Annotated in this window: 10 protein-coding genes; 7 read left to right on the top strand and 3 right to left on the bottom strand. The window is 48.0% G+C overall.

Going from position 1 to position 12614, the window contains the following annotated elements; translation table 11 throughout:
* Positions 1-48: 48 nt before the first annotated feature.
* A complete protein-coding gene (locus tag V6669_RS00545; RefSeq protein ID WP_338589822.1) occupies positions 49-2127 on the bottom strand; it encodes a PBP1A family penicillin-binding protein in 2079 nt (692 codons plus the stop codon).
* Positions 2128-2539: 412 nt separating this feature from the next.
* Between V6669_RS00545 and speE the strand changes: the two genes are divergently transcribed.
* Both speE and speB read left to right on the top strand, forming a co-directional pair.
* Complete coding sequence (speE, locus tag V6669_RS00550; RefSeq protein ID WP_017691306.1) at positions 2540-3367, top strand: polyamine aminopropyltransferase; 828 nt, start codon at positions 2540-2542, stop codon at positions 3365-3367.
* Positions 3368-3381: 14 nt separating this feature from the next.
* The gene (speB, locus tag V6669_RS00555; RefSeq protein ID WP_278297424.1) at positions 3382-4251 is read left to right on the top strand and encodes an agmatinase; all 870 of its coding nucleotides are present in this window, start codon (positions 3382-3384) and stop codon (positions 4249-4251) included.
* 307 nt (positions 4252-4558) lie between these two features.
* Here speB and V6669_RS00560 read toward each other — a convergent pair whose 3' ends face one another.
* Positions 4559-4690: a hypothetical protein gene (locus V6669_RS00560; protein ID WP_260986711.1), complete on the bottom strand. Its 132-nt coding sequence runs from the start codon at positions 4688-4690 to the stop codon at positions 4559-4561.
* 628 nt (positions 4691-5318) lie between these two features.
* Here V6669_RS00560 and V6669_RS00565 point away from each other — a divergent pair.
* From V6669_RS00565 to argS, 5 genes are all read left to right on the top strand, one after another.
* Positions 5319-6506 (top strand): hypothetical protein, encoded by a 1188-nt coding sequence (locus V6669_RS00565; protein ID WP_338589827.1) that lies wholly within the window; start codon positions 5319-5321, stop codon positions 6504-6506.
* A gap of 218 nt (positions 6507-6724) precedes the next feature.
* Complete coding sequence (locus V6669_RS00570) at positions 6725-8206, top strand: alpha-N-arabinofuranosidase (protein ID WP_338589829.1); 1482 nt, start codon at positions 6725-6727, stop codon at positions 8204-8206.
* Positions 8206-8475, top strand: coding sequence for a DUF6171 family protein (locus tag V6669_RS00575; RefSeq protein WP_338589831.1), 270 nt, complete (start codon positions 8206-8208; stop codon positions 8473-8475). The genes V6669_RS00570 and V6669_RS00575 overlap by 1 nt, the downstream gene beginning before the upstream one ends.
* 264 nt (positions 8476-8739) lie before the next feature.
* Positions 8740-9165 (top strand): DUF1934 domain-containing protein, encoded by a 426-nt coding sequence (locus tag V6669_RS00580; RefSeq protein ID WP_017691299.1) that lies wholly within the window; start codon positions 8740-8742, stop codon positions 9163-9165.
* A complete protein-coding gene (argS, locus tag V6669_RS00585) occupies positions 9162-10841 on the top strand; it encodes an arginine--tRNA ligase (protein WP_338589834.1) in 1680 nt (559 codons plus the stop codon). Before V6669_RS00580 ends, argS begins: the two co-directional genes overlap by 4 nt.
* A 284-nt stretch (positions 10842-11125) precedes the next feature.
* Here argS and V6669_RS00590 read toward each other — a convergent pair whose 3' ends face one another.
* On the bottom strand, positions 11126-12280 hold the full coding sequence (locus tag V6669_RS00590; protein WP_338589836.1) for a S8 family peptidase: 1155 nt from the start codon (positions 12278-12280) through the stop codon (positions 11126-11128).
* Positions 12281-12614 lie beyond the last annotated feature (334 nt).

The raw sequence follows: 12614 nt of genomic DNA on the forward strand, positions 1-12614 counted from the left end.
TATAACCAGAGGTTATAGGTGACGCAACTAAGTCATCGCGCATTTGCGTCATTCTACCCACCAACGTTTGAAATCTCCCCACCAGGAATGTTTCTCTTCCTGTATGCCTTGTTGATTCTGTACCTGACGGGTCTTCTCATCTTCTCCAGAATCCGAATCATCCGTCGTGCCATGACATACCTCTGTCGGTTCAGTACCATCAATAAAAACTTCCAGCCGTTTCTCTTCACAACCGTTGCCTGCCAGCTTGCCGGATTCCGGGTCAATATAGACACTTACGACATGATCAGGCACGGTGAAGATTTTGGGTGGTACGCTCGCAAGTGCCTGCTCTGTGAACTGGGCAAAGATCGGCGCTGCCCGGCGGCCATCCGAGGTCGATATGGCTTTGCCTTGGTCGTAACCAACCCATACGGCGGTAGAGAGCTCCGGTGTGAATCCAACGAGCCAGGCATCCGTGTTGGTTGTTCCCGTCTTTCCGGCAACCGGACGTTTGATCGCGGCTGAAACCCGGTTACCCGTTCCTCCATTTTCGAAGACACTTTCCATTAAACGAGTCAGGACATAAGCTGCTGCAGGTTCCACGACGGTCTCAGCCTTGGTTTGAGGCGATTCATAGAGAACACGTCCTGCGGCATCTGTTACTTGCAGAATGGCGACAGGTGGCGTCCGTTGTCCACCAGCAGCAATGACGGAAAAGGCCGACGCCATCTCCAGCGGGCTGACAGGTGACGTTCCCAGTGCAAGAGAAGGCACGGCGCTCAGGTTGCTTGTAATGCCAAGGTTTTTTGCCATACTCACAACCTGCTCAGGACCGATCTGCATAATGGTGTTCACCGCATAGATATTGTCTGAAGCGGCGATCGCCTGTCTTAGATCAATTTCACCCAGATACTTGTCTCCAAAGTTGCCGGGTTTATAGGTTTTGCGGTCATTGTCATAGTGAAAAAGAGTAGGTTCACTGTTAAATATGGATGCACTGGTGAGCCGCTTGGATTCCAGGGCTGCCAGATACATAATGGGTTTAAACGCCGAACCTGGCTGGCGCGTTGTCGCCAGTACATGGTTAATCTGATTGGTGCGATAATTCTTGCCGCCTACCATGGCTTTGATGTAGCCCGTACGAGGGTCGATGGACACGAGGGCCGTCTCCAGCTCACTTTTGGCATCCATACCCTTCGCTATGGCGTCTTCAGCTACTTTTTGTACACGCAGATCCAGGGTGGTGTAGATATTCAATCCCCCGTGATCCAGCATCGCTTCACTGATTCCCAGCTCTTTGATGGCCAGATTCCGGATATAGTCACGAAAATACGGGGCACTTTCCACCGTTTTACGCTCACTTTCCGGTTTGAACGAAAGCATTTTCTCATAGGCCTTATCCGCTTCGGCTTGGGTGATCTTACCGATATCAGCCATGGCATTCAGCACAATCTTCTGTCGGTCTTTGGCATTCTTCATATGGTTGTAGGGTGAATAGTAGGTAGGTCCTTTCGGGATTCCTGCCAGCATGGCACTCTCTGCAAGATCCAGCTGTTTGGCTGATTTGCCAAAATACATTCGCGAAGCCGCTTCGATTCCGTACGCACCATGCCCATAATAGATTTCGTTCAGATACATCTGCAAAATTTCATCCTTGCTGTATTTCATCTCCAATTGCGCCGTGTACATGGCTTCCTTGGCTTTGCGAGTCCATGTTTTCTCATGAGATAGATATAGGTTACGCGCCAGCTGTTGAGTCAATGTACTCGCACCCTGCGACATCTGCATATGTTCGAGGTTAACGAGCACAGCCCGTCCCATCCCTTGCACGTCGAACCCGTAGTGATTATAGAATTTGCGGTCCTCTACAGCGAGAGTGGCATTGACCAGATCTGGAGCGATATCCTCCAGTTGAACGGGTACAGAGTCTTTGCCACCTGCGGAGAAGGTAGCGATGACTTCACCCTGACTGTCCAGTAATCTGGAATTCCGGTCAGAGTCTGCGAGAGGCAGGCTGGTTGCGTATAGGTATACCAATCCTGCAGCGGTAGCAAGTATAGCGAGCACGGCGAGCAGAGACAGGTTTTTAATGAATTTTCGTAAACGGAACCCGCATTTGCGGGTCTTTTGATTTGGCTTGGTCATGGAACGGGCTCCTCTCTTTTCTTCCAGTATGGGACTTGATTGGCAGGGATATTCAATCGGGTGCATAAGCAAACAAAATGTAGCATTTCCGCCTTGAAAACCGTTTTGCAGTATAAACGTCAATCGCGTATAATGCAAAAGGGTAATGAAAAGGTAAGATTCGGCACAAGATACTAAAGCGCGTAAGGAAGAACAGACGAATGGTCATTGATTCATTGATTAGTCAGACGCTCTGCACGCTCTGGTCAATTTAATCTATATAATGAAGTGAACCGCGGACCTTTCCCGCAGGCCAGCAATGATAACGCGATATGGCGCCGAACGCTGGACGTGCTTGGGCGAACCGATTATAGTGCACAGCACTTGTTCGGGTATGGCTGATCATTAACTTTACGGAAAGAAGGTAGAGATTATGGAATTGTGGTTTACGGAGAAACAGACCCCGGTATTCGGGATCACCGCGAAGATTAAGCAGACCTATGTTACAGAGAAAACGGATTTTCAAGATTTGGCCATGGTAGAGACCGAAGAATTCGGTAACATGTTGCTTCTTGATGGCATGGTGATGACGACTGTAAAAGACGAATTCGTATATCACGAAATGGCGGCACACCCTGCGCTGAACACTCACCCGAATCCGAAAAAAGTTCTGGTTGTCGGTGGCGGCGATGGCGGAGTCATTCGTGAAGTCATTAAGCATGCTGCTGTAGAAAAAGCAGTTCTCGTCGAAATCGACGGTAAAGTTATTGAATACTCTAAAAAATATTTGCCTGAAATCGCCGGCAAGTTGGACGAGCCTAATGTTGAAGTGCTCGTAAACGACGGCTACATGCATATTATTGAACATAAAAATGAATACGATGTGATCATCGTAGACTCTACAGAGCCTGTAGGTCCGGCTGCTCCATTGTTTGAGCGCGGTTTCTACCAAGGTATTTACGAAGCGTTAAAAGAAGACGGAATCTTCGTTGCCCAAACGGACAACCCTTGGTTCAAGGCGGATCTGATCCAGAAGGTTAACAAAGACGTCAAAGAAATCTTCCCGATCGTACATGTGTACGGCTGTAATATTCCAACATATCCAAGTGGTTTGTGGACATTCACTATGGGTAGCAAGAAACATGACCCGCTCGAAGTGGATGAGACTCAAATCCCGGAGATGGATACCAAGTATTACTCTCCGCGTCTGCACAAAGCAGCATTTGTACTTCCTAAATTCGTGGAAGATTTAACGAAATAAAGGGGAAATCATTAATGAAACTGGATCAAGCTTATTCAGGAAACGTATTTATTTGCAGCTCTGAGGATTATGAGAACTCCAAAGCGGTTATCTATGGTATGCCAATGGATTACACCGTTAGCTTCCGTCCGGGTTCCCGTTTCGGCCCATCTCATATCCGTCAAGCATCGGTTGGACTTGAAGAGTACAGCCCATATCTAGACAAAAGTATTGTAGACATGACGTACTTTGACGCTGGAGACTTGCTCTTGCCTTTTGGTAACGCGGGACGCAGCCTTGATGTCATTCATGAATACATCGGCAGTCTGCTTGCTGACGACAAATTCCCAGTTGGTCTCGGTGGCGAGCATCTGGTTACTTGGCCAGTCATCCAACAAATGTACAAGAAATACCCGGATCTTATCCTGATTCATATTGATGCACACGCAGACCTTCGTGAAAATTATGAAGGCGAGCCATTGTCCCACTCCACGCCAGTGCGTAAAGCAGCTGAGTTGATGGGTGGCCAAAACATCTATCAGTTCGGTATCCGTTCCGGCTCCCGTGAGGAGTTCCAGTACGGTCGCGAGAACATCAACTTCTATCCATTTGAAGTGGCAGCTCCGATGAAAGAAGCTCTTCCCAAGATGGGCAACCGTCCGGTGTATGTGACCATCGACATCGATGTGCTTGATCCGTCAGCAGCACCAGGAACAGGTACAGCAGAAGCGGGTGGCATTACGTCCAAGGAACTGCTGGAAGCCATCCATATGATCGCGGGATCTGATGTAAATGTAGTTGGTTGTGACTTGGTTGAAGTAGCACCAATCTATGATCCAACACAACAGACACAGATTGTAGCTGCGAAGCTGATCCGTGAAATGTTGCTTGGATTCGTGAAATAATCACAGAATAATCGATAAGTATAACGCTCTCTGTCTGCGCGGGTTCAACTTTGCGCAGGGGAGGGCGTTTTGTATTGTTAACTTTTGGACAGAGCTGTGCTATACTGACTACATAGTATTCAGTAGTATATTAATTGATATATTACAATCGTGAAGTATATGGTGATCGGGTTCGGTCATATACTAAAAAAGAGTCTTCACCGCGTCAACGGTAAAGACTCTTAGGACCCGAAAGGCTGTGGATTGCCACGGCGTGCATGAACTAAATAATGCTATTCAAGCGAAACCCACCGTCAGGCGTCCAACCTTATGAGGTGGGTTTTCGCTTGTTACGAAACTTTTTGCGCAACCAACGGTAAAGCTTTCGCCCACTCAGTACAATACTGAGGATCGCAGCAATCCATCGGATTACATCAAGCAACGCCACAAGTTTGACCATCGACGTCACCCCCTTTCGGGAAGCTACGCCGTGGTCTGGAAAACATCCACCGATATTCAAAAGTCCATAACATGAATTATAGCACGTACGTTCCCTTGTCTCTACCATTTATTTCATGTGTTCGTATGGACTCTCCTCTTACGCAGATATCGTGCCTCGGTATGACTCTATCTTAATATTTGTGTATAATATGGAAATAGAGGAAGGGAAAGGTGGATGTGAATGCGTGTGATTCGGACTCAATTGAGTATGTATCCCAGGTGGCTAACTGCAGTTTTTATAGTGTTTGTCATCAATTTTGTATTAGCAGTGACGATATTTCTCAACTTCACGTTGATGGTGGCTGATCTGGCCATGCTTTTTGCTGCATATAGTATTCGGGAATATAAATACAACAAAATATATTTTAGTTTATGCCTTTTCTTAAGTATCAGTTTTGTTATCCTTGCTGTGGTGACGTATCCCATTTAACTTAGAGTACACAATGTTTGGTGATGAACCACCCTTTCCTACATGATCCAATCATGGATAAAGGTGGTTTTTTTCTTGCGGAATTGTCATCAGGGTTAATCAGATTGTTACGTTAGAACCATCATATTTGGGTAAAACCATAGAAGGAGGTGTTACGATGACAACCAAGAGTACAATGACATGGAAACGGATTGGTGCACTCGCATTATCGTTAACGCTGGCTTGGGGGATGGGACCGGTACATACGCTATCAGGTGCTAACGCTGCATCCTCGCAGGCATGTGGAAAGGGAGATCATGGACTATCTGCTACATTGAAAAAGGGCAGCGGTGTGGAAGAGCAACATCTGCAATTTACTGACATTGATTTTCTTAATGATACAACTGGACGAGCTGGGGGTGAAGGCTTCCTGATCGGTACTTCGAATGCAGGATGTTCGTGGCAGTCCATTTATACCGGACAATGGCAATTCACACAGCTTGATTTTCCGAATAATGTGAACGGATATGCGCTGGCGCGAGTGAAGGATTCACCTGCAACCTATCTGATCCGTACCAAAGATGGGGGATCTCACTGGACGCGGCTCGATACGCCGGGCATTCAATTCAAGCGAATCGATTTTCGCAATAAAGATGTAGGTTTTGGTTACACCTATAATGGTGCATATCAGACGAAGGATGGCGGGGTAACCTGGAGTAAAATGAATACACCTGCCAACACGCGTGCAGCTGCCTTTGCAACAGAGAAACAAGGGTATGCCGTCGTGGTTGTACCTGGATCGGGATATCATCTGAAGCAAACGAGTGATGGCGGCAAAAACTGGACCACCTCTCTTCGAGTTGTCTCAGACACATGGAGCGGAGCAGATCTGTATGCACATGGCCAGCAAGTATGGGCCCTTCTGTATGGTGATGCAGGCATGTCCCAACAATCCTACTCCCTCTATGCGAGCGGTAATCAAGGCAAGAACTGGACCCAAGTATTTGCGCAATCTACAGCAGGGGGAGGTCCTGCACCAGGTACAAATAGTACAGGCAAAGGAAACGGACCAGCCAACCCGGGTGGCCATCCCGGCAACATGGCGTTGATTGGTAATCAGACGGCTTATCTGTCTGCAGGTTCACCCGCAGCTGGCAAAGTGGGTATTGGACGTTCTTATGATACAGGTTCCACGTGGAAAAATATTGACCTGAAAGATCCGGGATACAGTTCCCGTATCTCGTTCCCATCGGCCAAGACGGGTTGGCTCGTAGTCACAAGTGATAACTCTCCTGCGATCTATCAGACTACAGATGGTGGAACGACGTGGACACAAAAAATGTTGTTGCCTTCAGAGCAGGATTAAATAGCCTGTTATTCTGAAATAACAATGGAGCAAATCCAAATTAGAAATGAATAAAAATCAATTTGGTATACCTCTGCATGAATTTCTATAACAAACAGGCCTTTTCCTAATCATTTACACAGGAAGAGGCTTGTTTGTCTAGAAATAAAAACGGTTGAAACCTACTCTAAAACGAGTTATTGTAAGCGATAACAATACATTGTATGGAGGTTGAAATCATGGTTGATGTTATTTTAAAGGCGGATTCAGATCAAGGATTAATAAATCGCAATATATATGGTCACTTTTCCGAACACTTGGGACGTTGTATTTATGAGGGGTTGTGGGTAGGAGAAGATTCACCCATTCCGAATACGGATGGGATTCGAAATGATGTATTGACGGCCTTGCAGAAGCTTAATATTCCAGTACTTCGCTGGCCAGGCGGTTGTTTTGCCGATGAATATCACTGGAAAGATGGCGTGGGTCCAAAGAGTGAGCGTGCCCGTATGATCAATACACACTGGGGTGGTGTGGAAGAGAACAATCACTTTGGTACGCATGAATTCATGAGATTATGTGAGTTGCTCGGCACGGAGCCATATATTAGTGGCAACCTGGGTAGCGGTACAGTGCAGGAGATGCAGGAATGGGTGGAGTACATCACGTTTGACGGCGAATCCCCGATGGCGAACTGGCGTAAGAGTAACGGTAGGGAAGAACCGTGGAAAATGAAGTATTTTGGCGTGGGAAATGAGAACTGGGGATGCGGCGGCAATATGCGTCCTGAATATTATGCGGATGAATACCGTCGGTATGCTACATATGTACGTAACTATTCCGGGAACGAGATTTATAAAATCGCTTGTGGACCCAACGAAGGCAACTATGAATGGATGGAAGTCCTGATGCGGGAGGCTGCTCGCTTTATGGATGGAATCAGTCTTCATTATTACACCATCCCTACAGGAGAGTGGAATGATAAAGGCGCAGCTACAGGATTTGGCGAGTCTGAATGGTTCACCACCTTGAAAAAGACGCTCCATATGGATGAATTACTGGTGAAGCACTCCGAGATTATGGACAAATATGATCCAGAGGGCAGAGTCGGCATTATTGTGGATGAATGGGGTACGTGGTATAACGTTGAGCCGGGAACCAATCCAGGATTCCTTTATCAACAAAATACGATGCGGGACGCTGTGCTTGCAGGTGTTAACCTGAATATTTTCAACCAACATAATAAACGGGTACACATGGCAAATCTTGCGCAGATCGTCAATGTGCTTCAATCGCTTGTGCTCACGGAAGGTGACAAAATGCTCCTGACCCCTACGTACCATGTATTTGATATGTATCAGGTTCATATGGATGCACAGCGACTGGATTTGAATTATGAAAGCCCTGGGTATACCTTCGGAGAAGAAACCATTCCGCAGCTCAGCTTGTCAGCGTCCCGCAACAAGGATGGGGTCATTCATGTGACAGCTTGTAATCTGAGTCATACCGATGAGTTGGAAGTTGTGTGTCAGCTGGACGCGGCTCAAGCGGCTAAAGTAACCGGGCAGATTCTGCACCATACTGATTTTGGTGCATTCAATACCTTTGAACAGCCGAATCATGTTCAGCCTGCGGCGTGGGAGGGACTCACACTGGAGAATAACACTTTGCGTTTTGTTCTTCCTCCAGCATCGGTTGGGGTCATCGCTGTTGAGGGTTAATGATGAAAAGGCAGGAACCTTGCAAGGGCTGTGATGATCAGTACGATGTGAAGATTAGCGATGCCAAAATGGCCAGACTTGTGGAGATTGCCTCACGCTCGCGTGAGACGGTACAGGATGAGGAATATGAACGTCGGCTATCGATCTGCTCTGCTTGTCCGGGATTGCAATATGGCACAACTTGTCGGCATTGTGGTTGTCTCGTACAGGTGCGAGCGAAGCTGAGTGAGTCGACATGTCCTTTTCCTTATGAATCGCAATGGGCCTGATCGGATGAACGAATCTTTTATAATGAAGCAAAAGGGAGTTGCACTTTACAGGTGCGGCTCTTCTTTTTTGGCTTGATGAGGAAAAAACTCTGAATTTGGATTTGAATTGAGCGAGGGAACTGGATATAGTTATACAGTAGAGTGTAGGATAGCGAGCTATCCGGGAATATGAGCGCGTATAGCGACACAACAATAGGGGAAGGGCTGTTCTCACCAGCCGTGCCTGATTTTGCGTCGCCTCGAATATAATGGAGGTTAACATTCATGTCGAACATGCGACCGGTACACATCCGGCTGCACAGCCGTTATGAAGGTGAAGATGTGCTGCAGGAAATGCAGGGTGAAGCCGTGTTAAAAGGGTCCGTTCTTTATGTTCGTTATGAAGAACCGCAGGTTGGACCTGAGGGAGGTACAACCCGTACAACATTGAAGCTGGGCGGACAATCCATCAAGATTATACGTCATGGTGAGGTGGAATCGGAGCAGACTTTTGAATTGAATCGGAAGCTTCCTGGTTTCTACCGATCGCCATACATGTCGTTTGCCCTGTCCACGCATACACAGAAGCTGGAACTTTCCATTCAGGGATTGAGCGCACGCGCAGCGTGGAGCTACGACTTTTACCGCTTTGATGAAGAATCCGGACATTTCGCGATTAGTTTGCATATACAGGAGGAACCAATTTCATGACACGTAATCCACTAGATACGATTAACGAACGGGTAAGCACGGCCATCGGCAACGCCATTGTGGCGGCCGGAATTGTTACGCAGGACGAATTGCCAGCCATCACATTGGAAGTGCCGCGTGAGAAGACACACGGGGACTTGGCGACCAATGCTGCCATGCAGCTGACCAAGATTGCCAAGCGCAATCCGCGTCAGATTGCTGAAGAGATCATTGCCAATCTGAATCTGGCTGAAGCCGGAATCGAGAAGGCTGAGATTGCTGGCCCAGGATTCATTAATTTCAAATTGGACAAGAGTTACCTTTATCCAGTACTTGCGCTTGTGCAGGAGCAGGGTAAAGATTACGGAAGAATTAGCATCGGAGAAGGACGCAAAGTCGAGATGGAGTTTGTCAGTGCCAACCCGACAGGCAGCCTGCATCTGGGCCATGCCCGTGGAGCAGCTGTAGGGGATGCACTATGTAACATCCTTGACTACGCAGGATATGATGTAACCCGTGAATACTACATTAATGATGCAGGTAATCAGGTGTTTAATCTGGCTCGTTCCATTGAAGCTCGTTATCTGCAAGAGCTGGGTCAGGATGCTGAGATGCCTGAAGATGGTTATCATGGTGAAGATATTAAAGGATTTGCCAAGCAGCTTGTTGCTGAAAAGGGTGACGAATTGCTGTCCATGCATCCGGGTGACCGTGCGGCTTATTTCCGTGATTTCGGCCTGGAGAAGGAACTGGACAAGATCAAACGTGACTTGAATCGCTTCCGTGTTAACTTTGACATCTGGTTCAGCGAAACTTCCCTGTATGATAATGGAGAAGTGCTGCGAGTACTTGATGAATTGCGTGACCGCAATGAAATCTATGAGCAAGATGGAGCAACTTGGTTGAAAACGATGCAGTACGGTGACGACAAAGAACGTGTATTGATCAAGAATGATGGCACGTATACTTACCTGACACCAGATATTGCTTATCACCGCGACAAATATGCTCGTGGATACGACACGATGATCAACATCTGGGGTGCGGATCACCACGGATATATTCCACGGATGAAAGCCGCAATGCAAGCGCTGGGTAATGACCCCGAGAAACTGGTGGTCTTGATTGCACAGATGGTGAGCTTGTTCCAGAACGGTGAAAAAGTGAAGATGTCCAAGCGTACAGGTAAAGCTGTAACGATGGAAGACCTGATGGATGAAGTCGGCATTGATGCCATCCGTTACTTCTTCACAATGCGCAGCATGGACTCCCATCTGGACTTTGACATGGACCTTGCGATTTCGACATCCAATGAGAATCCTGTATTCTACGTACAATACGCTCATGCACGTGTATGCAGCGTATACCGTCAGGCTGAAGAACAAGGTATTGAACTGCTGCCACTGGCACAGATTGACCTGTCCAAGCTGACAACAGAGCACGAGTATGATCTTCTCCGCAAAATGGGAGAGCTGCCTGAGGAAATCTCGGCAGCAGCAACAGGATATGCGCCTCATCGTATCATCCGTTATGTATACGAGCTGGCATCCCTGTTCCACAGCTACTACCGTGCAGAACGTGTTATTACGGAAGACGCGCAGCAAACTCAAGCACGTCTGGCACTGATCGGTGCTGTGCGTACTGTTATCGCAACGGCGCTTCGTCTGGTAGGCGTAACCGCTCCTGACAAAATGTAAATTCCATGCGAGCGGCACATCGCCGCTCTGCCTAAGGCAAAAAGTCTCCCTGTCCACGTTGATTGCCTTCAACGTGGTACATGGAGACTTTTTTTGTTGTGTACCTTAGCTGAAGAAAAAGAAATGCCTGGTCCAAGGTACACTAGCCTACCTTTACATCACAGCGGGCGTAACCTAGAGCCTCAGTCGCTAGGTAATACTCCCTCGTGCGTACTGCCTGGGCCGGGCTACTGGGTTTCGCCACGAGTCTCAATTAAGTTCTGCTGTCCTCTTGCAGAGCTGGCTCACTCCCCGCCCTCCTGCATTAGCTTCAGGGCATCAATCTCACCACCACGCACCTTGCTTTTTGCGGTGGTGGTCTTGCGGGCGCGCAGCGGGATCGTAGCACGTTTGACGAGTGTCTTGATTTCACTCGGGGACAACCCCGGATGTTTGGAGAGCAGCAAGGCGATAGCGCCACTCACATGGGACGTCGCCATGGATGTGCCGCTCATCTCGTGGTGCTTGCCTTGTACCCAAGAGGAGACGATCTTATCACCAGGTGCATAGACATCCACATATGCACCACGATTGCTGAAGGACGCAATACGTCTGTTTTTGTCGGTTGCCCCAACGGATATGGTCTGTGGATACCTTGCCGGATAATCAATACTGCGGCGTTTGCCGTCATTTCCTGACGAAGCAACAATAACGATTCCAGCATGGTATGCACGATTGACAACGTCAAGAAGCGCCTTGCTGCGTGTTTTCATGCCAAAGCTCATATTGATGATATCGACCTTGTTACGTACACACCAGTCGATGCCAAGTACAATGTCGGACACATAAGCCGATCCGTTGTGGTCAAATGCTTTCACCGGATAGATCAGGGAGCGTGGAGCAACACCAATCATGCCTGCGGTGCTGTTGGCTGCGGCGATGGTCCCTGCAATATGGGTACCGTGTCCGTTATCATCATGAGGAAGCAGGCTGCGGTTTAACAGATTGATTCCGCGTGCCAGGGAATAACGAAGATCAGGATGGTGATAATCAGCACCTGTATCAATCACACCGATTTTAATTCGGTGTCCGGTAGACACAGACCATACTTTGGGCGCCCGAATCTGCTTCACTCCCCAAGGTATGCCTTGGGCATTACTTGGTTTGTTGTGGAGTGCGGTGGCATGGAGGGAGATGGGGACGTCTGCTTCAATCGTAATCTCGTCCGCATAGCGGTATAGGTCCTCCGGGCATTGGACTGGAGCGATAATGGAACGAGCCAGTCGCGAGGAACGGACAGCCCCAAGGTCGGTGAATTCATTCCGCATTCGGGACAATTCTACGAGACAGGCCTCGTACTGCTGCGGTTTGGCAAATCGGATCAAATATCGCCCTCCCTGTTCTGGTTCAGGGCGTCGCATTCCGTCAATCAATTGATGCAATAAACCAGTATAGTCCATAATGGGCAGCCCCCTTCGGGATGAACATGCTGAGGTATTCTATGAATGCGCTCATCCCGCCGCATGGGGAACTTGCCCTTTTTTTACAAAAACACATTCTCTTCGTGTCAAAACGGGCGCAGGGACATATGATGGATGGAGAGCTAGAGGGCTCTTGCGGGGAACCTGGTGAGGAGTAATCCTCCAAGGGTATACAGTCAGAAGGCGGAGGGGACTCCGTCTTTTTTATTATGGAGTTGTCTCTTTGGCAAAAGAGGATATTCTTGTGGGTTCGATGTCACTTCACGTTGAATATATGGACATATTGTTGCTGCTCTCCGCATTTGCGTCACAT

Origin of the sequence: Paenibacillus sp. Y5S-9 (genome assembly GCF_036894235.1) — a bacterium.
In the GTDB taxonomy this organism is placed as follows: domain Bacteria; phylum Bacillota; class Bacilli; order Paenibacillales; family Paenibacillaceae; genus Paenibacillus.

What these genes read in the sequence shown, in the direction of transcription:
- V6669_RS00560 (WP_260986711.1), bottom strand. Translation starts at nt 4,690, where the DNA reads ATGGTCAAACTTGTGGCGTTGCTTGATGTAATCCGATGGATTGCTGCG.
- V6669_RS00575 (WP_338589831.1), top strand. Translation starts at nt 8,206, where the DNA reads ATGATGAAAAGGCAGGAACCTTGCAAGGGCTGTGATGATCAGTACGAT.
- V6669_RS00580 (WP_017691299.1), top strand. Translation starts at nt 8,740, where the DNA reads ATGTCGAACATGCGACCGGTACACATCCGGCTGCACAGCCGTTATGAA.
- V6669_RS00545 (WP_338589822.1), bottom strand. Translation starts at nt 2,127, where the DNA reads ATGACCAAGCCAAATCAAAAGACCCGCAAATGCGGGTTCCGTTTACGA.
- speB (WP_278297424.1), top strand. Translation starts at nt 3,382, where the DNA reads ATGAAACTGGATCAAGCTTATTCAGGAAACGTATTTATTTGCAGCTCT.
- speE (WP_017691306.1), top strand. Translation starts at nt 2,540, where the DNA reads ATGGAATTGTGGTTTACGGAGAAACAGACCCCGGTATTCGGGATCACC.
- V6669_RS00570 (WP_338589829.1), top strand. Translation starts at nt 6,725, where the DNA reads ATGGTTGATGTTATTTTAAAGGCGGATTCAGATCAAGGATTAATAAAT.
- argS (WP_338589834.1), top strand. Translation starts at nt 9,162, where the DNA reads ATGACACGTAATCCACTAGATACGATTAACGAACGGGTAAGCACGGCC.
- V6669_RS00565 (WP_338589827.1), top strand. Translation starts at nt 5,319, where the DNA reads ATGACAACCAAGAGTACAATGACATGGAAACGGATTGGTGCACTCGCA.
- V6669_RS00590 (WP_338589836.1), bottom strand. Translation starts at nt 12,280, where the DNA reads ATGGACTATACTGGTTTATTGCATCAATTGATTGACGGAATGCGACGC.